This is a genomic window from Zobellia galactanivorans, assembly GCF_000973105.1.
GTDB classification, from domain to species: Bacteria; Bacteroidota; Bacteroidia; order Flavobacteriales; family Flavobacteriaceae; genus Zobellia; species Zobellia galactanivorans.
Genome location: NC_015844.1, coordinates 4994791 through 5017850, shown reverse-complemented (window position 1 = coordinate 5017850; position 23060 = coordinate 4994791). Strand labels below are relative to the sequence as shown.

The 23060-nt window shown below is 40.0% G+C and carries 21 protein-coding genes; 2 read left to right on the top strand and 19 right to left on the bottom strand.

Annotated elements, in window-relative coordinates; translation table 11 throughout:
* Positions 1 to 186 precede the first annotated feature (186 nt).
* Complete coding sequence (locus ZOBGAL_RS20260) at positions 187 to 1086, top strand: EamA family transporter (RefSeq protein WP_013995622.1); 900 nt, start codon at positions 187 to 189, stop codon at positions 1084 to 1086.
* A 20-nt stretch (positions 1087 to 1106) separates the two neighbouring features.
* Here ZOBGAL_RS20260 and ZOBGAL_RS20255 read toward each other — a convergent pair whose 3' ends face one another.
* The 6 genes from ZOBGAL_RS20255 to ZOBGAL_RS20230 all read right to left on the bottom strand — a co-directional run bounded on the left by ZOBGAL_RS20255 (position 1107) and on the right by ZOBGAL_RS20230 (position 8116).
* Positions 1107 to 1472 (bottom strand): hypothetical protein, encoded by a 366-nt coding sequence (locus ZOBGAL_RS20255; protein WP_013995621.1) that lies wholly within the window; start codon positions 1470 to 1472, stop codon positions 1107 to 1109.
* 10 nt (positions 1473 to 1482) lie between these two features.
* A complete protein-coding gene (locus tag ZOBGAL_RS20250) occupies positions 1483 to 3219 on the bottom strand; it encodes a phage tail protein (RefSeq protein WP_013995620.1) in 1737 nt (578 codons plus the stop codon).
* Positions 3220 to 3545: 326 nt separating this feature from the next.
* Entirely contained in the window at positions 3546 to 4322 is a 777-nt protein-coding gene (locus tag ZOBGAL_RS20245) for a sensor histidine kinase (RefSeq protein WP_158499755.1), read from the bottom strand.
* 607 nt (positions 4323 to 4929) lie between these two features.
* Complete coding sequence (locus tag ZOBGAL_RS20240) at positions 4930 to 5301, bottom strand: hypothetical protein (protein WP_013995617.1); 372 nt, start codon at positions 5299 to 5301, stop codon at positions 4930 to 4932.
* A gap of 26 nt (positions 5302 to 5327) precedes the next feature.
* Positions 5328 to 6308, bottom strand: coding sequence for a hypothetical protein (locus ZOBGAL_RS20235; protein ID WP_013995616.1), 981 nt, complete (start codon positions 6306 to 6308; stop codon positions 5328 to 5330).
* Positions 6309 to 6466: 158 nt separating this feature from the next.
* Positions 6467 to 8116: a serine hydrolase domain-containing protein gene (locus ZOBGAL_RS20230; protein WP_013995615.1), complete on the bottom strand. Its 1650-nt coding sequence runs from the start codon at positions 8114 to 8116 to the stop codon at positions 6467 to 6469.
* A 417-nt stretch (positions 8117 to 8533) separates the two neighbouring features.
* On the opposite strand from ZOBGAL_RS20230, the gene ZOBGAL_RS20225 reads away from it, so the two are divergent.
* Complete coding sequence (locus ZOBGAL_RS20225; RefSeq protein ID WP_013995614.1) at positions 8534 to 9145, top strand: DEAD/DEAH box helicase; 612 nt, start codon at positions 8534 to 8536, stop codon at positions 9143 to 9145.
* Positions 9146 to 9160: 15 nt separating this feature from the next.
* Here ZOBGAL_RS20225 and ZOBGAL_RS20220 read toward each other — a convergent pair whose 3' ends face one another.
* The 13 genes from ZOBGAL_RS20220 to ZOBGAL_RS20160 form a co-directional block, all read right to left on the bottom strand.
* Entirely contained in the window at positions 9161 to 10708 is a 1548-nt protein-coding gene (locus ZOBGAL_RS20220) for an SDR family oxidoreductase (RefSeq protein WP_013995613.1), read from the bottom strand.
* 250 nt (positions 10709 to 10958) lie between these two features.
* A complete protein-coding gene (locus ZOBGAL_RS20215; RefSeq protein WP_013995612.1) occupies positions 10959 to 11546 on the bottom strand; it encodes a DUF6515 family protein in 588 nt (195 codons plus the stop codon).
* 239 nt (positions 11547 to 11785) lie between these two features.
* Entirely contained in the window at positions 11786 to 12085 is a 300-nt protein-coding gene (locus ZOBGAL_RS20210; RefSeq protein WP_013995611.1) for a hypothetical protein, read from the bottom strand.
* Positions 12086 to 12387: 302 nt separating this feature from the next.
* A complete protein-coding gene (locus ZOBGAL_RS20205) occupies positions 12388 to 12579 on the bottom strand; it encodes a cold-shock protein (protein ID WP_013995610.1) in 192 nt (63 codons plus the stop codon).
* A 397-nt stretch (positions 12580 to 12976) separates the two neighbouring features.
* On the bottom strand, positions 12977 to 14290 hold the full coding sequence (locus tag ZOBGAL_RS20200) for a DEAD/DEAH box helicase (RefSeq protein WP_013995609.1): 1314 nt from the start codon (positions 14288 to 14290) through the stop codon (positions 12977 to 12979).
* Positions 14291 to 14293: 3 nt separating this feature from the next.
* Positions 14294 to 15625, bottom strand: coding sequence for a DEAD/DEAH box helicase (locus tag ZOBGAL_RS20195; RefSeq protein ID WP_013995608.1), 1332 nt, complete (start codon positions 15623 to 15625; stop codon positions 14294 to 14296).
* Between the two features lie 125 nt (positions 15626 to 15750).
* Positions 15751 to 16200 (bottom strand): KTSC domain-containing protein, encoded by a 450-nt coding sequence (locus tag ZOBGAL_RS20190; protein ID WP_013995607.1) that lies wholly within the window; start codon positions 16198 to 16200, stop codon positions 15751 to 15753.
* A gap of 142 nt (positions 16201 to 16342) precedes the next feature.
* On the bottom strand, positions 16343 to 17077 hold the full coding sequence (locus ZOBGAL_RS20185) for a LytR/AlgR family response regulator transcription factor (protein WP_013995606.1): 735 nt from the start codon (positions 17075 to 17077) through the stop codon (positions 16343 to 16345).
* Between the two features lie 36 nt (positions 17078 to 17113).
* The gene (locus ZOBGAL_RS20180; RefSeq protein WP_013995605.1) at positions 17114 to 18121 is read right to left on the bottom strand and encodes a hypothetical protein; all 1008 of its coding nucleotides are present in this window, start codon (positions 18119 to 18121) and stop codon (positions 17114 to 17116) included.
* 17 nt (positions 18122 to 18138) lie between these two features.
* Entirely contained in the window at positions 18139 to 18693 is a 555-nt protein-coding gene (locus tag ZOBGAL_RS22935) for a YbhB/YbcL family Raf kinase inhibitor-like protein (RefSeq protein WP_052725623.1), read from the bottom strand.
* Positions 18694 to 18734: 41 nt separating this feature from the next.
* Positions 18735 to 20057 carry a YHYH protein gene (locus tag ZOBGAL_RS20170; RefSeq protein WP_013995603.1) on the bottom strand — a complete coding sequence of 441 codons (1323 nt, stop codon included), beginning with the start codon at positions 20055 to 20057 and terminating at the stop codon, positions 18735 to 18737.
* A 49-nt stretch (positions 20058 to 20106) separates the two neighbouring features.
* Positions 20107 to 21906, bottom strand: coding sequence for an ABC transporter ATP-binding protein (locus tag ZOBGAL_RS20165; protein ID WP_013995602.1), 1800 nt, complete (start codon positions 21904 to 21906; stop codon positions 20107 to 20109).
* Positions 21907 to 22075: 169 nt separating this feature from the next.
* Positions 22076 to 23050, bottom strand: a complete 975-nt coding sequence (locus ZOBGAL_RS20160) for a sensor histidine kinase (RefSeq protein ID WP_231854776.1) — start codon at positions 23048 to 23050, stop codon at positions 22076 to 22078.
* Positions 23051 to 23060: the final 10 nt, after the last annotated feature.

Genomic DNA, 23060 nt, shown 5'->3' with positions numbered 1-23060 from the left:
AAATATATTAAAATATACTAAGATATCTATTACAGAAAAGTGTAATAGAATTCAGAAACTTTGTTGTAAACCGGGTTTCTGTGGATTACCCAACTCCTACTCCTTTTTAGAATAGATTCCGCCTACGGGAAAACAATACGGCGGACGACGCTCAAAACCTAAAAAACCAATATCTTCGCGCGCTGTATGTGGATGTATCTTGGGCTTCTGGCCGCTTTATTCTTAGGGTTTCATAACCTGCTTAAAAAACATGCCGTTCAGGGCAATGAAGTCTTTCCGGTGCTTTTGGGCACCATTTCTTCGGGCTTTTTGCTGTTGCTGCCTTTTTATGTGGGCTCCGCTTGGTATCCGGAGTATATGAAAAGTCTAAACTTCTACATTACGAATATCCCGTGGCAAACGCATGGGTACATTGCTATAAAGTCTGCCATCATGGCGGCTTCCTGGTTGTTGGCGTATCAGGCGCTAAAACATTTGCCCATTACCATAGTTACGCCCATACGGTCCGCAGGTCCGTTTTTTACATTTATAGGCGCTATTACCATTTACCAGGAAAAGCCCAACGGGTTGCAATGGGTGGGGTTCTTTCTGATTATATTTTCGGTATTGCTGTATTCCAGGATCGGCAAAAAGGAAGGCATCCACTTTAAAAGTAACAAATGGATATTCGCCATTATAGGCGCTACCTTTTTAGGGGCTTCTAGCGGACTGTACGATAAATTCCTTATTCAGAGTCTTACCTTGAACCCACAGACCCTACAATTCTGGTTTTGTTTCTACACCGTTCTTATTCTACTCGTTATTTTGAGTATCACCTGGTTTCCAAACGCGGAAAAGCGAAAAGCTTTTACGTGGCGTTGGTCCATTCCGCTTGTCGGCATACTGTTGCAAATAGCGGATTACTTTTACTTTAAGGCGCTGCAAGACCCCGATGCGTTGATTATGTTACTTTCCGCCATTAAACGCAGCCAGATACTCATTGCCGTGGTGGTAGGTGGACTCATCTTTAAAGAACAGAATAAACGCAAGAAACTGGTGCCCCTAGCGGGCATTATGATCGGGGTTTTCTTGATTCTGTATTCATAGGGGCATAACAAGCTATACGCTCAGGTGGTGGCCAAGGCCTTCTTAAGGGCCCTAAGGGTTTCGTTCAGCTTTAATTTGGCGTAGACGATACCAGCGGTTTTTCCTAAAAGGGCCGCAATGACCAATACGGCGATTCCCTTCCACCAGGTATCGAAAAACTGTCCGTCCGTAACAAAGTAAGCGGTGGCCATGCCTACCATACAGGCAAATACCGCCATTGAGCCTTCTTGGCAACCACAGGCGTAGTAGTACTTGTTCAGTTGCTTGGAATACCGAGTTGAAAGCGGCAGGTTTTCGTCCAATTGTATTTTTCTGTAGACCTGCTTTAAATTGGGATTGCTTTTCAGTTCTTCCAAACTCGCTAAGTCTTTTACGATATAGATCATTTTCTCAAGGTTATGGCAGTATGCTGTCTCTTGCCTGTTGGGTGGTGGTAATGTAGTTCCATGTAGCCTCGGCATCGTCAAGGGTGAAATTGGCCTCTCCCGATAAGAGCAGATATTCCGGTATGGCCTTGACAATTCCTCCGCCTTCTTTGGGTGTCCACATGATTAAGGCCGGGTTGTCATGATCTTCATGGTTTAACCCGTAATAGTGACCTATTTCATGAATGGGAACGAACCTTAAGGCTACTTCGGGAAAACGGGTTCTAAAAGTAACGCCTGACGGACTAAATTCTTCCAGTTCAGGCCTGTACCATGAGGTTAACCCGTTTAGGCTAAGATCTCGATACCCGAAGACGGCTACGGTGGGAACGGTGCTCAAATCTTCATTTTCGACAGGTCTTCCCATTAAGGCAAATAACTCGCGTTGGGCCGTATCATCGGTGGTATCGGATTGTAATGGAACGTGTTGCAAGGAGCTTACGACCAAATCTTTAATCGAAGGCCATGTAAAGTTCAGGCCGATTTGAAAGCCTTTTCTTCTCGCTAGGTCGAGATATCTTTTAAACGTAGCTTTCTTAATGGGATAAGCGGTAAAGGAAGGTACCGAATTGGGCCCAAGACTTATAAAGTCGTCGAGATCGCTCTGGCTTACTTTGGTAGATGTGCCCGTATATACGACCTCTCCATCAAAAGCCGAATAAATAAACTTACCGCTACAGTTAGAGACCCTTCCTGCCAAGGCGTGTAAATTTAAAATGCCTTCATTGTGCAAGCGTCTTAAAAAATCGGAGCTTCTGATGGCCAGACGACGGGGATCTATTGTAAGTGGAACTCCGATAGGGTCCCCCCCAAGACGCGCTTTTCTTTTAGAGCGTTCCAATCTTTCAGGGTCATCTGAAAAAACTTCTTCAAGGGCCGTTTCGATTATATTTTCGATCTTGGCCTTTTCTACGAGTCCCTTGGGGCCTACGTAGAACACCTGGCCGAGTAAGCGGGTGACCGAAGGAATCAACCTGAAAATGTTTAAAATACCAAGTCCCCCTTGTATCTTACACCAATTAAAGGTTAACAGGCCAACGATTAAATCTTTGAGTCCTTCTAAGGTGTCGGCAAGAATATCGACAATATCCTCGAGCCAAGCGAATATGCCGCTGAAAAAACCGAAAATAGCGGTAAATATGGAGCACAGCACCTTCCCGAATATACAGAATGTTCGTCCTAGTCCTTCCAACAATCGACCGATGTCGGAAAGCATGCCTTTTAGGTCCTGTAACAATACCCCGATAAAATCAATGATATCTTCAATGGTGTCGACAATATCGTTCCAAAGGTCCCACAAGGTTTTGAAGGCCTGAAGCGGATCGGTAAAAAGACAAACCAGAAAGGTTACCAATCTATGAATTATTTTAAGGACGAGTTCGATCACGATCCCTATCACATGGGTCACTATTTGGCATACCAAGGTGACCACCCATTTTGTAACGGTCACCACGACCCAAGTAACGACCTTGACTACGACGACCACAATCCAACAAAACCACTTGTTACAGCAAGCACACCACCATTTGCACTTTTGTCTTTTACATTTGCGCTCTTCTTGGCTCACCCATTCTTCAATGGGTTGGTTCACCTGCTCCTCTACCCATTGCCCTATGTTTTCGCATACTTCCTTGGCTTCGGTAATGAATCGGGAAACCGGGGTTAAAATCTTTTCGGTAATCCATGTTGATACGCTTCTACATGCCATGATCTATAATTTTTAAAGATGAATAAAATCAACAAAGCGGGAGTACTTTTGTCAGACTATATGGTCAGGGGGGAAATTGGAGGGAATGGGATGGTATCAAGCGGAAACAATTAAGCTGGCCCAAACCATCAATACAAATGTATCTTGGAAGGCTATTTGGTGGTCATACAATTGTATAATCGGTAAGGTTTTGTGTCTGTTCTGTAAAATTTGGGAATTGGACGGATAGGCCACCGATAAGGGTAAATTCTATTTTAATAAGAATGCCGAAGGTTTGAATTACAGCCTATTTTATAAATTGGGTATAAAAGGAATTTTGTGGACCATTACGCCGGAAGAGGCGAATTCGGCAGTATTATAGAAACGCTCGTCCCTTTCCCCGGCGTACTCTCTATACTTAACCTGCCCTTGTTTTTCTTTAGGTAATCTATAGAAGCCTTTAGCCCGAACCCGGTTCCTTTTTCTTCTGATGTACCCAATTGGGTAAAGAGCTTTTCACCTTCGAATATGGTATCTATTTCTACTTTGGAAAGTCCCACTCCAGAATCTTTGATTATGGTATGTACCTCATGGCCTTCCGTTTTTAGGCAAACATTTATGCTACCCTTTTTCGGGGTGAACTTAATGGCATTGTGCAAAACATTTCGAACCACAAAAGCATAGTTCCGCGGGTCGGCATATATGGTGCCGTTCAAATCGCCCAGGGTAAAATCTATTTGTTTTTCGAGTAGCATCGCTTCGAACAACCCCCCGATTTGGACAATGGTTTCCTTGCACTTGAACAAGGAAGATTTTGCGGGTTTGCCTTGAATTTGGTCTTGTGACCATTGTAATAAATCGGTTAAAAATAGATCAAGGTTCGCAATGTGTTTTGACAGGCGCCCCAAATACTCTTTTTCCGTTTCCCTATCGAAGTCATTGAACGCCATAGAGTCGACCAAACCCTTTAAGGTGGCCATGGGACTCCTAATATCATGTGATATTAACGTAAACAGCTTTTTGTTAATGATGTCTAATTCAGCGAGTTCCTGCTTCTGTTTTTTGATCTTCTTGGTATAACCTATAACCACTAAGGATATGGGGTAAGATATAATTATTGGCATTACCAGGGAAAGTGTAAGGCCATAGGCAAAATTGGCCACCTCAATAAAACATGCGGATAGCAAAAATAAAAAAACGGAAAAAAGTACACAGACAACAACTATTCTATGCGGCTTACTTAATAAGTTCTCTAATTTTTCTATCGGTCTTGACATTCTGGCATAAATTATTCATGGGCCGCTATTCCTAATTTGGGGCTTCCCTTTTTTTTCCTCCGTCAACGAACAATTTATTCACAGGTGACCAAAGAAATTCAATGAATATATAAAACGCCAAAAATTATACAATATTGGACGAAAAAATCGCATGTCTTTTAAACTGTTCATTCCCCGATTTGTAGCGCAGCTTTTATACAAATTTAGGTTTCAATCGGAAAAAACCCGAGCGAAGACGGAAAAACCTGATGCGTTTGTTTATGGTTAGTGCGGGAATTAAAAGTAGTGAACTTTCGATGAAGCATGGGTAAGCACATATTTTTTCGTTTCCGTTTGTTCTCTGTATAAGTAGGAAGTCCATTTGCGAAAACAAGCTCAAGTATCTGTAAACGGTTATTTACTTTTGTAATACAATTAATTTGAGTGACGTATTTATATCATCATTATCTTCAAACTAAATGTTTTTTGATATTTCAGCATATTGCATTCCTCGTTTCTTTGGTCTTACATCAAACCCCATTTTACTATAAAACCCAATTAAGACTTCTGGTGGAGAATAATCGGGGTTGTTAGTTAGCTCACCAAATATTTTTTTAAAACCGTTTTTCTTTGAACATAATTCAAATTCAGTTAGAACATTTGTTCCTAAGCCTTCCCTTTTTCTAAATACCTTAAAATCATAAATTTTAATACTGGTTTCTTCAAAAATGCCGTAATTCAGCAAAAATGCCCTAGATCCGTCTGAAAAATATCCGCTCACCTCTATTTTTTTCTTGTTTAATGAAACGTTTAAATTTTCATTGTTATGTATAATATTTTCTATCATTTAATTGTAACCCTTTTTCTGCGTAGTTATTTTTTCGTCTGCTTTTGGATCCAATCCATAAGTTCATCTTTATTTATGGCATCCCAAGTTGATTGAGTATTCTTTTTTTCTGATGGATTGTCTTCGGGTTGTAAAACAATTAATTCTGTGTTTTTATTTCCATCCAGTTCCAATTCAGCTAAAAATCCAACCATGTCTGTCGCATTATTCTCGTATAACGTTCTTAGTTGTTTTGTCAGCTTATATTTTATTGCGGGTTCAATATAGGCTCGAATATTATAGTCTTTATAAATCTTAACATTTTCATTCTTTTCATCAAAATAACTATATGATGAGAAGTTGTAATAATTTTCGGGATTTGTTTTTGGTGTTCCTCCCAAGTTCGTTTCCAATAGATAGTTTATAAATTTTGGTTCCCAAAGGTCAATTCGGTTAATTCTTATATCCCGTTTATGTTGATACCATTTTCTTGTAAAATCCATCGTAAAATTGCAAATGACAATACCATTTATATTGAGTTGAAATTCGAAATCACTCTCTTTCATAAATTTAATATACCGCATTGCTCGATGCCCTACTAAACTAGTTCCTAAAAAGAAAATGTTGTCATTTGGTAAATTTTGGGTAGTAAAGATTTCTTGAATTAGCTTATGCGTAGAAATCATAGATGATTTAGAAAAGTAAAAATCAAGAGGAATTTCGGTTGAAACAGATAATACCGCAAAGCCTTTTTCCGATGCTTGAGTATACATCTGCTTTGAGCTCCTGTTCTTATTGTCATACTTTGAATCTTCGAGGAAAATGAGCACACCTTTTATTTGCTTATTTTCAGGAAGCATTAGGGTATAACCTTTTTGAATAAAAGGCAAAAAGTCATTTTCTCCTATTCCAACCCTTATGCTATCATTTTTTAATGGTTCGTAGTATTCAACTATTTTCTGTGAAAAAGATTTTGTACAAAAAATAGTCAAGAAGAGTAAAAACAATACCTTAAAAGGTGTTTTCATTATCGTTTGTTTTAATGTTCGTCAATATGTAAGTTACCCCAAAAAAAATAGGTTGGCCAGTGGTCTAAAAGACAAAACCGCTTTAAAAAGCGGTTATACGCGCCTATATTTTAGGAATTAGGAATTTGTGCAACGCTTACTATTGTTAGCCATAGTAATTATATTTTCTCAAATTCCAATCCCATAATTTTTATCGAAATTATCTCTCCATTTTTATTTCTTTTAAATTGTATTGGGTAATTTGGAATATTGAATAGGTCTTTAGATAATGTTTTCATTTCAACGCTGTATGCTCCTCGTCCATAATGTAATTGCAACTTACCATCTTCAAATTTAACTTCTTTAGCTACTTGTAAACTTTTATTTAAATAAATACCTTCAAGTTCTTTTAATTCTAATTCTGTATGCCCGTAAGGTTCAAATTCTTTGAATAGCCAAGGTTTTTCGTTTTCATTTGCATAAAATTTGTATTGTTTCTTATTTGCTTGAGTATCAAACTCAATAATGTTGCCACCCATCAAAAACTTTTGACTACCAAGAGGCTCTAATTTTCCTATTTCTTCTCCATCTCTTGTTTTTAAAACTAAAATATTTTCTTTTAGTTTAATTGTTCCAGTTCTTATATCTTCATATTCATTACCAAGAAAGATGTAAGAACCCTCATATTTTTTAAGCTCATCTTTAGGAAGTTCAATAATCACATTCTCTAACTTTTGATTCGTGTTATCTTGCTCTTTGTTTGTAATATATAAATCCACAAGCTGAAAGAATCGTTCTTCAAAGTCCTCTTCAAAAGTGTTTTGTGTGGTAAAAAACGCAATATCCAATTCTGGAAAGTACAAGTATTTCGAAACGAACCCTCCCATGATCATACCGTCAAATCCCATAGCGGAATAACCGTTATGTGTTTCAAATTCAACTCCTAACCCAAAGTCGATTATGGTTCCATCATTTAGCTTTGCTTTAGTATGCATTTTCTTCCACAATTCAGGTGTGCCGATAGTAGAATTACGAATTCCTTGATGCCAATTAAACATATCTTTTGATGTAGTCATAATTTGACCATCTCCATTGTAGATTGCAGAGTGCAAATGCATTTTGTAGTAAGCTCCTTCATCTTCAATATACCCTATAGCTCTATTTTTTATTATGTTGTACGTATTATTTTTTTTGATGGTACTTTCCATTTTCAGTGGTGAAAAAATATGCTCTTGTAGATATTCTACAAAAGGTTTTTCTGATACTTTTTCAATAATATTAGCAAGCAAAATGTAGTTTGTGTTAGTATATTCAAAATAATCTCCAGGTTTAAAGTTGAGCTCTTTTAAATTTACTATGATATTACTAACTCTAGATTGTGTAAGTAAGTCGTTAAAAGATAAATCTGCTAAATAGAAATATGGGTCAACTTCCGGTATTCCGCTAGTTTGATTTAACAATTGTTCTATAGTTGGGTCGCCTTTTTTATATCTAGGAAGCTTATCGATATATTTGTAAGCGGGTTCTTTTAAAGATAATTTCCCTTCATTCTCTAATAACAAAATTGCTGCTGCCGTAAATTGTTTTGCAATTGAACCAATATCAAATACCGTTTCATTTGTTATTGGAATACCATAATCAAGATTAGCCGTTCCATATTGTTTTTCAAGCAGGATTTCGTTCCCCTTAAACACAGCTATTGAAAATCCGGGTTGATTATTATTTACTTTGTATAGGCTGTCTACACTTGAAACAATACTTTGGGAAGTTGCTAAATTTGGAATCAGCAATGATAGTATTAGTAATATGTCAAACAGTTTTTTAGTCATCAATTTTCTTTTTCTAAAGACTTGATCAAGTTCTTAATGTTACAGTTGAGTGGGGGGTATTACGGCTAACAACAATGGGATATAGTTGTTGATGCCATCCTTTCTATAATACCCGCGATTCTATATCTTTCTTTTTTATACCCCTCTAATTTACCACCTCTACGAAGACCTACCTTACAGATTTACATAAGGCTTTTACATAAGTTTTTAACAGGCGCTACGCGATTGGGCTTTGGGGGCTGTTGTCTTGGCGTTCTCTGGCATGCTCCTGAAAGACGGTAATTCCGTTTTTTTTTAAGGCCGATCTTCAATTTAAAATAAGTTGTCGCCCATATTTCACTTTCACCAATGGTTGTCCCTATCTTTGCGTTTTGGAACACATCGGATTAAGAACCTCAATTTTAGTAGATAAAGCGTATGCCCTTTAGAAAATTACATCCCCACTTGCTTGAGAATTTAGAGCGTTTGGAAATTGAAACGCCAACGCCCTTTCAAAAAAGTAGCATTCCCGTAATCAAAAGTGGTATAAATGTCTTTGCCTTCGCTAAGCAAGGCAGTGGAAAAACGACCACTTTGGTCTTGACCACCTTGCAAAAGCTAAAATGCGAGGCTATAGGAGACGCCCCAAGGGCGGTGGTTATGGTAGAGAACAAAGAGAAGGTGCTGGAACTGTACCAAACCTTTATAGAATATACCAAATACAGTTCGTTACGGGTGTATGCCAGCTACGAGCAGCTGCATATAGACGTGCAGAAGTCCGAAATATACTTGGGTATCGATATTTTGATTACCACGCCCAAAACGCTTCACAACCTGTTTCTGACCAATGGCGTAAGTATTTCCGAATTGAAGATCATTAGTGTCGACGATGCCGAATTCCTATCGAACAAAAAGGAAGCTACAGGCCTGATCGCCATGGCGGCAAGCATTAAGAAAAGCCAGTTTGTAATCTATGCCGAAAAAGCCCATCCGCAGTTGAAGCGCCTAGAAAATCACTTTATGGAACACTCCCGTACCGTCACGGCCTAAACGCCAAGCTTTTTACTACCAAGAAATCGGGAAGTAATCCTTTAGGAACTTTCCGCACCAGTGCTTTCCGGTATTGATACCGTCGAACAAGGGGTCCACTACCCTGGCGGCACCATCAACAATATCCAATGGGGGTTGAAAATCATGGACTTCCTGCTTTCTTTTGGCCAATTCCGCAGGGTCTTCATCGGTCACCCAGCCCGTATCTACCGCATTCATATAAATACCGAATTTGGCCAGGTCACCCGAAGCCGTATGGGTAAGCATGTTCAGGGCGGCTTTCGCCATATTGGTGTGGGGGTGTCGCGATTCCTTAAAAAATCGGTGGAACTTACCTTCCATGGCCGATACGTTTATAATGTGTTTTTGCCCGGTATTTTCCTTTTTCATGATTTCGGAAAGGCGGTTGCACAAGACAAAGGGAGCTACGGAATTTACCAATTGTACCTCTACCATTTCAGTGGTTTCAATGGCTCCCAATTTCAAACGCCAGCTATTGGTCTTACGCAGGTCTACTTGTTGTAAATCGGCGTCCAGTTCACTTTCGGGGAAGACCTCCTTGGCGACTAGGCTCGCGTCAAAACTATAGGGGATCTGCGACAATCTTGCGGAAGAGCGTAAACCGATGCCGGGTTCGGGACCGTGCCATGAAACGGGCATGTTCTTGTTGGAGGATGCCGCGGAAGTGAGTTCGTTAAGCTCTCCTAGGCAACTCCTATGGTCGGCCAGCACATCTTGCGCAAATTTGGGTAAGCTCTCAAAGGGCCTTTCTTCATTTAGCATGAGATGGGCATAGAAACCTGCCGGACGCCGGACGGTTTGGGCCGCATTGTTGATGAGAATATCAAGCTTTTCGTAGTTCTGCTCAATGTAGTTGCAGAAAATTTCCACGCTGGGAATATGCCTTAGGTCGAGTCCGTGTATTTTAAGACGATGGCCCCACTCCATAAAATCGGCCTCTTTGGAAAAGCGTAGAGCCGAATCCACGGGGAAACGGGTGGTAGCAATAACAGTGGCCCCTCCGCGTAAGAGCATTAGGCTGATATGGTAGCCGATCTTTAGGCGTGAACCTGTAATCACTGCCACTTGGCCCTTTACGTCGGCCGTTTGAAAGCGTTTGGCATAGTTTAGGTCTCCGCATTCGGTACACATGGTATCGTAGAAATGGTGGAGCTTGGTGAATTTGGCCTTACAGACGTAGCAGTCGCGGGGCGATTCCAATTCTGGAGTATCCTTTGCCGCTAGGTCGGCCGCAGCCAGTAATTTTGGGGCCACAAACACCGAGGCCTCACGGGCGTGTCGAATACCGGTCTGGTTACGGGCACTTTTGTCTTTGGCCGCTTGCTTTCGCTTGGCCGCTTTTTTGGCGTCTTTTTTTCTTCTCGAGAACTCTTCCCTACTCGGGCGGGATAATTGCCCCGACACCTTTATGAGCGTGGTTCTTTGTTCTTTTGGGATTTCGAATATCTGATCGGTGTCGGCCACCAATCGTTCTAGCACGGCAATACACTTCTCTACTTCCTCTAAGCTTACTTCTGGGCTTCCTTCCAACGCTTCACTCATCCTTCCTCCTGTTTTTATCGGAATAATTGTACTCCGTAATCGTAAAATTTTATGCCGCGCGAAACTACATCTTTATTTTGAAGGCTTTATGCAAAATGGGCCTTTTATTTTATGGGAAATGGGGCTGGTGAATTCCCTGTGATGACCGTTAATCGATACGATAGGCTTTTTGCTATGCCGGGCCATAAAAAAGGGCCGCTACCCTTATGTCGGTAGCCGCCCTTTTTATTGCATACAGGTGTTTTTACGCTTACTCCATATCTATGATACCCACCACTTCATAGGCTCTCGTGCCATTTACCTGTACTTTTTCATAAAGGATGTTGGCGAACTCAAAATAGGTTTGCCCGTCTATATTTACTTTTTCATAACCATCGGGAAGCTCATATACTATGGTGCCTACTTCAGGCTCTACTACCTCGTACTCTGAGTTTACCTCGGTATAGAAGGTTCCGCCCACATAAAAATACACCCGGTTGTTAAAACGTACCCTTCGGTAATCTGAAGGAAGGGTTTTTATTCTAAAGCCAATTTTAGGGGCTATCACAATGTATCGTCCTCGTGATACGGTGTAAAATTTATTATTGGAATAGTAATAGTCATTGCCCTTGTGCCTAATAACCGTTCTGTTGGGCACGGTTCTTACCGATACCACCTTCTTTTTTGGGGTTCTGTAGACCACTTTTCTGCTCGATACCCTGTTCGGGGTGGTCTTCACTACAGTTTTGGTCGTTGTGACCTTTGTGCTAGTACGCTTACGGGTTTGGGCCGTAGCCGAAACAGTACATGCAATTAAAAATAAAGAAGCTACTACGTATGTTTTAATGTTTGTTTTCATGATGCATAAGATTTAAAAAGTTAAACTTTTAGGATTGCGATCACTACTTTGACACTTATTTTTCACCTCGGTTTAATTTCACATGGCTGTTTTTATCGCAAACTAGACGAGGGGATGTTTTCAATCTATGAATTGGGGGATTCTATAGATGTAGAAAACCACGGTATTTTAAATTTAGGGTACAAAAAAGGCGTATTCGAATAGAACACGCCTAGTTATACGATACTTTTCCTCCCCTATTATTTCAGCAAAGCAAGAAGGCCTTGTAGTTCCGTAAGGTTAAGACTTGAATTGTTATCCGAATCCAATTGTTCAAAGTTCTCCGAAACCGAACCGATAGCTTCCGTTGAGCTGATGGCTTCGTTCTTATCCGTATCCAATAGGCTAAATAAACTGGCCACTTGTTGAACGGTCGAATTTGAGCTCAATGAACTCAACAGTGTTGCGGCATCCGCTACATTGGATGTGTTTACGTTCTTTACACTATTACAACTTGATAAAGCGGCTACGAGAGCCACCGATGCTATTACTTTTTTCATGACTTTATGTTTAGTACTTGTTTATAGAGCTGCAAAAGTAGTCTTATAAATTGAAGGGGAAGAAGTATATAGACCAATACCGCATTTATATCTATACAACTCTTAAAGTTATAGACGAATGGGGCGCTTGTCCTTATTAAATTTTTAATGGCTTGGGAATTGATCCGGATCCTTGGCTGGCCTAGTTGAGGCCGCCACAACGAAGGCACTGTGCATGTCGGGAAGCTGTTCGGGTAAAATTTTTGGGCACAAAAAAAGCCCATCGATTAAGATGGGCTTTTGTAAAACTTAAAGTATATGTATTAGATAACTTTTACGTTCACTGCGTTCAAACCTTTGTTGCCTTCTTGTAGATCGAATTCAACTTCATCGCCTTCGCGAATCTCGTCAACTAATCCTGAAACGTGTACAAAGTGATCTTTTTCAACGCCTTCTTCAGTGATAAAACCAAATCCTTTTGTATCATTGAAAAATTTTACTGTTCCTTTACTCATTGTAATGTAATTAAAAATTTATAGTACTTATTGTTTTGCAAAGATGGCGCCAATTTCCCAACATTCAACATTTTAATTTACTTATTTTCAACTTCTTATAAAACCAACTTTTAAGTATTCATTGAATTTCGGCCCATTTGGCCTAAATATGCACTCATTGTTCAATGATTATAGACGGTATTCTGTGGTAAGTTGTGGTTTTAGGAAGATATCCGTAAAATGTGCTCGATTAAGATTAGGTGTTTTTTATGCCTTATCCATGTCTTTTTGCTCTTCAAAAGAGGGGTTTGGCCCCATTTCGGAGGGGGAATTTTAAAGGAAGCCGCTGATTGGTGACAAATAATCGGCGCCCAAGTTTAAGTTTTTCATTAAAATCAAGGGGCGATTATCGCTGTTTTTACAAAATGGAAACGCGAACTTTCTTGTTCTTTAAGCGCGAGTTGTTCAATGTTCCGACTAACTGATCGGCAATCGACAAGGGAACGGCCACAAAGGCACAATCTTGTTTGAGCTCGATAACGCCCAACTGATCTTTTTTGATACCCCCTTGCTTAAAGAAGAGTCCGGCAATATCCCCTTTTGAGATCTTGTCCTTTCTGCCGCCGGAAATAAACAGGGTTTCCCACAACTGGGGTTTGCGGGCCGTTTTTTCGCCAATAGCGATACTTTCGGCACCTTTGATGAACTCGGGTACATGTTCATTTTTGTATTGCAAGACATAGGCCGTTCCTTTGGCATCTACACGGGCCGTTCTGCCATTACGGTGGGTGAATTCCTCTACGGCCCTGGGAAGTTCGTAATGAACGATATACTTCAACTCGGGAATATCTATGCCCCTTGCCGCCAAATCCGTAGCGATCAATATTCGGCTAGTGCCATTTCTGAATTTGATCAATGAACGTTCCCTGTCCCTTTGTTCCATCCCCCCTGAAAAACAGGTATATTGGATTCTGTTTTTATCTAAAAACCCGCTGACACGTTCGATGCTCTCCCTAAAATTGCAAAAGATGATTCCGGGTTGGTCGCCAAGGTGGAGCAGCAGTTCGGCCAAGGTCCGTAATTTATCCTTATCCGTTGAAATCACGGTTTTTATGGTCAGTTTCGATTCTTTTTTGGCCGCTAGGTAATCGATGGTTACGGCTTGGTCCAATCGAACGAATTTCGGAATTTCAACCCCCTGTGTAGCGGAAGTAAGTATACGCTTGTTCAGATGGGGCAATTGGTTGATGATCGTACTCATTTCACCTTCAAATCCCGTTTCCAGCGATTTGTCAAACTCATCCAAGACCAAGGTCCTGATATCCGTTTTAGAAAAACGACCGCTACCAAAATGGTCGGCAATCCTTCCCGGTGTACCTATGAGGATCGCCGGTGTATGCTTTAATTCAATTTTATCCTTGGAAATAGGTCGACCGCCGTATACCGCATTCACCTTAAAACCGGAGCCCATATCACGGACCACTTGTTCGATCTGTATGGCCAGTTCGCGTGAGGGCACTAAGATCAAGGCTTGTATTTCGGTACACTCTGGATCTAGGCTGTCGATAAGGGGCAAAAGAAAGGCCAAGGTCTTACCGGTGCCCGTTGGCGAAAGCAAAACCGTGTTGGTGGTTTTTGCAATGGTGTCAAGGGCTTCCTCTTGCATGGGGTTCAATGCCGAAATCTTGAGTTTCGCTAAAATATCCTGTTGATTACGAATGTTGTTGGCCATGGATCAGTGCTTTGAAGACGCCTCTATTTTGTGGTTGGCCGTGGTGTGGTGCATCACATGGTCGGCCAGTACTTTTTCTATCAATTCTTCCTTGGTCAAATGATGGAAAATGGTTTTTATTTTTTCCTTAGTTTCCGGGGAAAGGTTTCGGTTCGGTTTGGTCTTGAAAATTTTCTTGGCCCACAGTACCAAATTGGTTTCTTCCCTATCTTCGGCCCCTTGTTTTTTAAGTTCGTTGAAAACGAGTCCCAGTTCCTTTTCAAATTCCGGAATGTCTTTCCGTTCCTCTTCTTGGATAATGGTTAATGAAAGTCCCTTTGCCCCTGCCCTAGCTGTACGGCCGCTTCGGTGTACATAGGCTTCATAGGTATCGGGCAAGTGGTAATTCACCACATAGGATATTTCCTTAACGTCAATACCACGGGCGGCCAAATCCGTAGCTACAAGAATATCGATAAACCCTTCCCTGAACTGCCCCATGATCCGATCTCGGATTCCTTGGGTGAGACTACCGTGAATGGATCCGGAAGAAAATTTGTTGATGGCCAATTTCTTTGCCAGTTTATTCACTGCCGCTTTGGTCTTGCAGAAGATGATTCCGCGCTCCCCTTCTTTGCTATTTAAAAAGTGGAGCAGCACCTCGAGTTTTTCAATAGGTTCGACTACCATATATTTATGGTCGATGCCTTGGTGGCCCATTTGTGCCATATCGGCCTCTAGGTGCACTACGTGCTTCGACATATAGTTCTGTACCAATTGCTTTACCGTTCCCGGCATGGTGGCGGTAAAGAGCAATGTACGTCTCGATTTGGGCATCTCGGCATCTAGGGTATCCAAGTCCGTTTTCAGGGCGGTTACCATCTCGTCGGCCTCGTCTAAGACCAAGTACCTTAGTTTTTTTAGGCTAACGGCCTTCCGTTGGATCAAGTCGATCAATCGGCCGGGTGTAGCTACGATAATATGCGTTGTTTCCTTTAACCGTTCTATTTGTGGTTTTATGGGAATACCGCCACAAGCGGAAGCAATGGATATGGCGGGACTATGGGCCGCAAAGGAAACCAGGTTCTCGTAGATCTGTTGCCCCAATTCCCGTGTTGGCGATAGAATAACGGCCTGTACCTCTGTTTTATCGGTATGTATCAATTGAAGCAAGGGCAGGCCAAAAGCCGCGGTCTTACCGGTTCCCGTCTTGGCCAAGGCCACTACATCATCCTTTTGCTTTAATAAGACGGGAATGGTTTTCTTTTGAATATCGGTGGGAACGGAAATTTTTAGGTGGGCTAAACTCTGTAGCAGTTGTTCGTTGATCCCTAAAGCTGAAAATGATTTCGACATATGATAAATTTAAGCAAAGATAGGCAGGGGACGTCGGCGAATTGTGTAAAATGACGGACGATTTGATTGAAAAAAAGGGACTTAAAAGAATAAGCCCCTTTTGTAATGGTATTAAAAAACAAGGCTTAAGCTTCTTGAAGCGTACGTTTGGATTTTCTGTAAATGTAGTTTGGGTAAATGCTACGTTTCGCAAAACGGTTCAATTTATTGGAATTGACCATTTTCATATAAACGGGCTTGGTAACACCAAAATACTCATAGGTAGTACCGTCTAAAAAGGTAATTTCCAAAAGCATGCCCTTGTGTACGTAATCGGCAATACCCGAATTGTTTATCGTTTCGGTATAGGCTTCCAAATTTGCCGCTATGGTCTCAGGGGCGATACTCACCAAAAAGTGGTATCCGTCGATGATAGCTCGGCTATTGACTTCGGCCTCTTCGCGTTTGGCGTCGCCTTCTTGAAATTTATCCGGATGCCATTCCTTGACCAAATTGCGGTAGGTTGACTTAAGTGCCTTAAGTTCAATCTCCTTTTCAATTCCAAATAACTTCTTATACTGACCGATACGCTTCATAGACTTTTTTTTGAAGCGGCAAAGCTACGCCTTTATTTTGAACCACTTAGGCTTATTCGGGCTTTTATATTTTAGTGGGAAATCGGCTCTTTTCCTTTTTGGGTAAAAATCTAGATATACACTAGGACGATAATGGAAGAAGTCAGGTGTTCAATGAATTGTCATTGATAAACTCCAAAAACTTTGGCTTGTATTGCTCCGAAACCGTAATCCGCTGGTCGTTGATAACGATTTGGCTTCGCTCAACGACTTCAATGTTTTTTAAGGATACGATAAATGAGCGGTGTACCCTCATAAATTGGGCTTCGGGTAGTTCCTCTTCCAGATTTTTTAGGCTCATCAAGGTGAGCACCGGTTTGGGATTGTCTTTCAGCCATATCTTGATATAGTCCTTTAAGCCTTCAAAATAGAGTACATCGGAGAGTTTAATGCGCAACTGCTTGTATTCCGATTTTACAAAGAGAAATTCCTTTTCATCGGAAATCGAGGTTTTGTGTTGGCCTCGAAGCAGGGTAAACCATTCCAAGGCTTTGTTAGAAGCGGTCAAAAACTCGGCATAGTCGAAAGGTTTCAACAAATAATCCAAGGCTTCTACCTTAAAGCCTTCCAAGGCATACTGGTCAAAGGCCGTGGTAAAAATGACCCGGGTATGTTTGGGCAACATTTTAGAAAATTCGAGTCCTGTAAGGTCGGGCATCTGAATATCTAAAAAGAGCAGGTCTACCGTTTCGGTTCGGATATATTCAATAGCTTCTATGGCGCTATTGCATTTCTTTTTCAGTATCAGATAGGGCGTTTTTTCCACATAACTCTCCACTAGGTTCAGGGCCATAGGCTCGTCGTCTACGATCATGCACTTCAGTTGTATTGCTTCCATTTAGGTTTTGTTTTGGCCAAAAGTAATTTTTTGTATTTAATCTACTGTGTACCTAACCAGTACTTCGTTGTCTAAAATTACATTGGTAGACCATATAAATCGGGCATCAGCCGCACTATTATCAAAAACATCCGTAAAATTGGTATATGCCGGTTTATTATCGACACCTATAGTATTGTTGGTAAACTCGGTTGCATTAGGCCATTCGCCATCATCAAAATCAGCCGATTGCCAATTTAAAGGTGTTTTCCAATGCAACGCGTAATACGATGTACCATCATTGGAGTCTTCGGTACTGCAAGCATCGCTTAACCTTAGGGATCCTTGTTCTGATGCACAGGACAAATCCCTTAAGGGTGCCGTGTAAAATGTTTGGGCCTTCCAATCGGAATTTGTTGTGGCAATTATATCACCTTTGGCATCTTTAAACACGGCCACCATACCGCCATCTCCCGGATGGAATGCCTGCCCCCTGTTGGCCTCGGAGCCCAAGCCACTGTTTTCTTCCCAATCGACCAATTTCATGGCTATCGTAAAAGGCCTGTTCACCTTAAATCGAAGGATGTTGGAATTGAACTGTGTAAAAGGCACATTGTCTTTTCCCACAGGAACGCCATTAATGTACATTTCAAAATAGTTATCGGCAAATACATAGGCCGTAATCAGTTCGCCATCGGCATCCACTTCTATTATATCCGTCCCATCCAAAGCGGCCAATGCCTCATCGGCAGATCGATATTCCACTTTTGTACAAGGATTAAACAAATCCGAAGCAAAAGGAAAGCTGTCATCGGTAAAATTAACCTCAGCGGGAACCGTCCATTGACTACCATCTGTTGCAGTAGATGTACCAATTGGCGCTTTTCTACCTCTATCACATTCAAATATGTTTTGAGTAAGCACGGTTGCCGGCCCTTGGGATACAGAAGCAGTTCCTGTATAAGTTTCTGGATTTTCAGGTTTATTTTTTTTACTGTTTTTGCACGCTATCAAGGTGAAACAGGCGAAAAAAAGCACTGGTATAAAGTTCTTTACGTACATCATTTTATGCTTGTTTTAATTTAATTAGAGTCTACAAATGTTAAAGTCGTCCTATCAATAATTTTCACGGTGGCCAATGCATTCATAAATACATTGTAATCTACACTTAAACTGTGTTCCCTAGGTAAGGAAGCAGGTGTTTCCGATAAGGCATAAAGGGCTATGGTGTATTCGTGTTTGCCTTTTCCACGAGAACAAGGCGATGTATAGGAAATGGCCGTACCATCTTTATTCGATCCCATAAACCAAGATCCTTTGGAAGCCATTTTATATGGTATTTCGGTTGTTTCAGGGTCAATGCCCCATAATAACAGATACGAATTGACCTCGGTCTTATCATCCTTTTTCGGATAATGGTACATAACGATGGCTAAAGATTTAGTGCCCTCAGGTACATTTTGCCACGAAAGCGGTATGGAGTTTTCAACATCGTTTACCTTCTCTTCACACTTGTAGGCATCCAATAAAACGCCATTCCCTATCGCGACACTTGTTAGTTTAAAATCGGAATGGATCGTTTTAAAATCATCGTGATTAACTTTTGTAATCGCTTTGTCCCGGTTTTTACAGGACATTAAACAAAGGAAACATATGGGGATTAAGTATTTTGAATAGCTCATTTTTGTCTCGGCTTATAGGTTTCAACGGTTGATGTACCATCGGGATTTATAAATTCATAGGTGTAGGTACCTGCGCTGTTCCAACCATAATTTATGGTATATTCCTTTGAATCCAGGCTGTATGTCAAGGCATATGAATTTTCTCCCAACGATTTAAAATCGATAATTTTAGCACCTCGTAAGGGTCTTAATGCAGGTCGCAGTTCCTGTGTTCTCGGTTGGGGGTACACCTGATTTTCGGGCGCTTTAGTTTTTGGGTCTAATTGTACTTCCCCTCTCATGCCCGCAATAAAATAGGGATATTCCTTAATGGTGTGGTATTGATACGAACCATCGGGGTTTGTTTTTCCTAAATAGGCATCCAAGGTGTCCGTTGTTTCACCATAGACAGGAAAACCATCTACGGCATAGGCCACGGGGTTGCCGGTGCCCACTTGATCTTGTAGGTGTAATGGCGGTAAATGATAATGATAATCGTCTGCACGACCACAATGTCCGCCCCAATTGTCCAATTCCCCAATAGCATTGGCATCTTCCCCCCTATTGTTCAAAGGGTTGAAAATGGGAATTCCGTTTACGGCAACGGCAATTGCACCTTTTAACAAATTGGTTTTTGTAGATAGCGGATGTTCCGCCATTTTTGGATGGATGGGAATGGCCCAACTATTATCTCCCGTGTAATCTTGGTTAATAGGAACTTGTTGTTGCCAGTTTGTTATACCTACCATCATGTCGTGATCCGGTAGGCCATTTGATGAAACATAGAGATAGTTTTCGTCTGAACGTGTTGTAACACCTTCAAACTTGCCAAAATAGGTTTGCATCAGTGAAACGTCATTTGATGGTACTTCCCTTCTCCCGGTTTTAGGGATGCTAGTGTCTTTGCACGATACAATTAAAACAACACCTAAACCAAGTACGCCATGGATCAGGTAAATTGATTTTTTTTGTTTTATCAATTTAAAAAGAGAGAAGCACAAAAGAAAAATACCCAAACCAATGAGCGCCCCATTATAACTTGAAAATGATTGCGAACCACTTTCAATAGTCGTATTGGTGTTTAAAGAATGGATATATTCACTTTTGTTTTTAATATACTTTTGATCTTCGTCCGAAAAATCTGAAATCTGAAAGATTCTAATAGTATGGTCGCTATCCAAAAGCCAAACTTCATCGTTTTCATATTTAATAAAATCGGCTTTGAATAATTTATTTGTTGCTAACTCCCATTGTTTTAATGGAATTCCATGTCCACCTTCATGAGCGGAAATAGAACTAAAAGATAAGACGACGAGGATAATTAAAATTAAATATTTCATAGTCTTTCGCTTTAATCTTTATAGTTGTTTTGAAATTAAAATCAGAAATTTATTCTTTTAATGTGTTTTTAATTTTATCAATATTTAAGCTATTTGCCATCGCATTAAATATTTTGAAATAAGCACTTTCATTATTATATAATGCTTCATGCGTACCCTGTTCGATAACTTTTCCTTTTTCTAAAACAATGACATTTTCGGCGTCAATTATTTGAGAAATACTGTGGGAAATAACGATTACCGTTCGCCCTTTTTTTATGGCGTCTAAACTTTTCTTGATTTTTTCAGTTGCTATGGCATCCAAACTCGCCGTGGGTTCATCAAGAAAAATAATAGGAGGGTTTTTTAGAAATAATCGTGCTATAGAAACCCGCTGTTGTTGTCCACCAGATAATAATGTTGCTTTTGAATTATAGCCCTCTGGCAATTGAATAATTTGCTCATGAATATAGGCTTGTTTTGCTGCTGCTACAACCTCGTCGTCTGTAGCATTTTCTTTTCCGTAAAGGATGTTTTCTTTAATGCTACCATTGAATATATGGTTCTTTTGTAATACCAATCCGATGTTATCTCTTAACCAATGCGTATCATACTCTTGTAAATCAACACCATCTAAAAGTATTTTACCTGAAGTGGGTGCGTAGAACTTATCTAACAAATTAATCACTGTACTTTTTCCAGCACCACTTAGACCAACTAGAGCATTTATCGTATTGGGTTTAAAAACCATGGAAACATCATAAAGGGCTTTAGTTCCGTTAGGATATGCAAAATCTACATTTTCAATTTCAAAAGTACCGGTGAATTTTTCGGGAATATAAGTACCACTTAATTCTGTTTCTTCATCGGCGTCCATAATTTCAAAAAACGCATCCGAATATATTATCGCATCTTGTACTTCGTCATATATGCGATGCAATTGTTGTATAGGTGCCGATACATTGTTGAATAGTAAAATATGAAACATTATGGCGCCGATAGTCATGCTACCATTTAAAACAAAATAAGCGGTTAATATGATAATAATTACGACTCCAAATTGTTCTGTGAATTTCTTCAATCCGTCAAATAAGAAACTTAATTTTCTTGTTTGTAATTGATTTTCAGTCATGTCTAACTGAATGGCTTCGTGCTTTTTACTTTCAAAACTTTCTCTTGTAAAAGATTTTATAACGGTAATAGAATTTATTAAACCAATAATGCCATTATTTTTTGTTTCTCTATACTTCCTCATGGTGCGTCTAAAGCCTTTCAATTTTTTAGCTTGTAGACTGCTTATGTAGAAGAAAAGTGGAATAATTGATAGACTCACTAATCCCACATATACGTTGGCGTTAAACATGATAATTAAAGCGACAAAAGCATTAAAGAATAAAGGTAATATGTCAATAAAAAAGTTTTTTACCAACTGCGTAAGGCTTGTAACGCCTAAATCTATTCTGGTTTGTAATTTGCCGCTTTCATTAGTTGGAGAACTGTAAAAGGCCATTTTGTAAGTCAATATGCGTTCTACAATGTTTTGCGCAAAGTCTTTTGAAATGTAAATTTTCATTTTTTCTCCATAGAACTTTTGACCAAATTGTACTAGTGCATAAAAACCTTCTTTTAATAGAAGAATAATGCTAATTATGGCTAATAGCGTAAACCCTTCTTTTAGTGTTTTATTAGCGTTACTTAAGGTTGTTAATTCATCAACGGTGTAGCGTAATACTAACGCATTAACCTGCGCCAATAATGCGCCAATTATGGTTAGGATTAAAGACGCAATGACCAATTTTCTATAAGGTTTAACGTAATCCCAAAGTTTTTTAAAAAGCTCTACAAGCGTTTGCTTAGAGGCATCTTTCATATATTAAAGTTTGAACGAATTGTGTCTATGAAATAAGATAACTTGAGTAAGGTTATTGTACTTATTTAATAACACTAAGAAATATTATTCACAACATAGTTATAATTGGATTAGAGTATTTGGTTTATCATTTTCAATACTATTCAAAAAAATATGGGCCCTATGATGCTTAGTTAGTTTCTATTGTTAGATGAACCCTATAAACCCCCGTTTTGAGTTCCTTTTCAAAGGTATATTTATTGGGATATAATAACTGCAAACGTTTTTCAAGATTTTTCAAGCCGATGCCCGAACCGCTTTTGTCATTGTCTTCTTTCGGGAAATTGTGGTTCTCTATAGTAAAGTTCACCGTGTTTTTTTGCGTCGTCATATCAATGGATATAATGCTTTCCCTATTGGCGGAAACCCCGTGTTTAAAAGCATTTTCTATCAAGGATATAAATAATAGCGGGGCAATTTTTATAGAGGGATCGGCAACCGGAAAACTAGATTCCACTTCCGTCTTGTCCGAAATCCTCAATTTCATAAGGTCAATATACTTTCTCATAAATTCAATCTCCTTGGAGAGGGGCACCAATTCCGTATTGGTTTCGTACAAAAGGTAGCGCATGAGCTTCCCTAGGCTATGAATGGTAGATTTGGCCTTTTCCGGGGAAATATCGACCAATGAGTAGATATTGTTCAGCGAATTGAAAAAGAAATGCGGCTGTAATTGATAGCGCAAATGCTGCAGTTCGGTCTGTAGTTTAAAATTAATGGCCTCTTTGCGTTCCGCTTCCGTCCTCATCCATTGCTTCGTGGTTTTTATCGCAATGGAAAAAAGTACGGGTGCCGCATAGGAAATCATCTGCACATATAGGAACAGTTTTATGGGCGGCCCATCTTTTGTATTATCGCCCGGAGGTTTTCGCGTAAGATCTTGAAAAAAGAGGTCCTCTATCAGTTCTTTCAAAAACATAAAGAAAGCAATGGCCATAAGGTTGATAAGGATGAACCTAAGGGTTTTCTTGGGAAACAAGAACTTATCTATCAGAAGGAAAAAATTGAGATAGAAAATAATCGCATAGAACAACATCGGGACCAAAAAGTGGGCGATAAGCCTATTGATATCCGGATCTTGCCCGTATGATAATATATAGGGCATACTAAATAGG

Excerpts from the sequence above, each read along its gene's own strand:
- ZOBGAL_RS20260 (WP_013995622.1), top strand. The coding sequence starts at position 187 with ATGTGGATGTATCTTGGGCTTCTGGCCGCTTTATTCTTAGGGTTTCAT.
- ZOBGAL_RS20205 (WP_013995610.1), bottom strand. The coding sequence starts at position 12,579 with ATGAGTAAAGGAACAGTAAAATTTTTCAATGATACAAAAGGATTTGGT.
- ZOBGAL_RS20245 (WP_158499755.1), bottom strand. The coding sequence starts at position 4,322 with ATGCCAATAATTATATCTTACCCCATATCCTTAGTGGTTATAGGTTAT.
- ZOBGAL_RS20235 (WP_013995616.1), bottom strand. The coding sequence starts at position 6,308 with ATGAAAACACCTTTTAAGGTATTGTTTTTACTCTTCTTGACTATTTTT.
- ZOBGAL_RS20190 (WP_013995607.1), bottom strand. The coding sequence starts at position 16,200 with ATGAAGCGTATCGGTCAGTATAAGAAGTTATTTGGAATTGAAAAGGAG.
- ZOBGAL_RS20195 (WP_013995608.1), bottom strand. The coding sequence starts at position 15,625 with ATGTCGAAATCATTTTCAGCTTTAGGGATCAACGAACAACTGCTACAG.
- ZOBGAL_RS20215 (WP_013995612.1), bottom strand. The coding sequence starts at position 11,546 with ATGAAAACAAACATTAAAACATACGTAGTAGCTTCTTTATTTTTAATT.
- ZOBGAL_RS20255 (WP_013995621.1), bottom strand. The coding sequence starts at position 1,472 with ATGATCTATATCGTAAAAGACTTAGCGAGTTTGGAAGAACTGAAAAGC.
- ZOBGAL_RS20225 (WP_013995614.1), top strand. The coding sequence starts at position 8,534 with ATGCCCTTTAGAAAATTACATCCCCACTTGCTTGAGAATTTAGAGCGT.
- ZOBGAL_RS20165 (WP_013995602.1), bottom strand. The coding sequence starts at position 21,906 with ATGAAAGATGCCTCTAAGCAAACGCTTGTAGAGCTTTTTAAAAAACTT.
- ZOBGAL_RS20180 (WP_013995605.1), bottom strand. The coding sequence starts at position 18,121 with ATGATGTACGTAAAGAACTTTATACCAGTGCTTTTTTTCGCCTGTTTC.
- ZOBGAL_RS20160 (WP_231854776.1), bottom strand. The coding sequence starts at position 23,050 with ATGCCCTATATATTATCATACGGGCAAGATCCGGATATCAATAGGCTT.
- ZOBGAL_RS20170 (WP_013995603.1), bottom strand. The coding sequence starts at position 20,057 with ATGAAATATTTAATTTTAATTATCCTCGTCGTCTTATCTTTTAGTTCT.
- ZOBGAL_RS20230 (WP_013995615.1), bottom strand. The coding sequence starts at position 8,116 with ATGACTAAAAAACTGTTTGACATATTACTAATACTATCATTGCTGATT.
- ZOBGAL_RS20240 (WP_013995617.1), bottom strand. The coding sequence starts at position 5,301 with ATGATAGAAAATATTATACATAACAATGAAAATTTAAACGTTTCATTA.
- ZOBGAL_RS20250 (WP_013995620.1), bottom strand. The coding sequence starts at position 3,219 with ATGGCATGTAGAAGCGTATCAACATGGATTACCGAAAAGATTTTAACC.
- ZOBGAL_RS20210 (WP_013995611.1), bottom strand. The coding sequence starts at position 12,085 with ATGAAAAAAGTAATAGCATCGGTGGCTCTCGTAGCCGCTTTATCAAGT.
- ZOBGAL_RS20185 (WP_013995606.1), bottom strand. The coding sequence starts at position 17,077 with ATGGAAGCAATACAACTGAAGTGCATGATCGTAGACGACGAGCCTATG.
- ZOBGAL_RS22935 (WP_052725623.1), bottom strand. The coding sequence starts at position 18,693 with ATGTCCTGTAAAAACCGGGACAAAGCGATTACAAAAGTTAATCACGAT.
- ZOBGAL_RS20200 (WP_013995609.1), bottom strand. The coding sequence starts at position 14,290 with ATGGCCAACAACATTCGTAATCAACAGGATATTTTAGCGAAACTCAAG.
- ZOBGAL_RS20220 (WP_013995613.1), bottom strand. The coding sequence starts at position 10,708 with ATGAGTGAAGCGTTGGAAGGAAGCCCAGAAGTAAGCTTAGAGGAAGTA.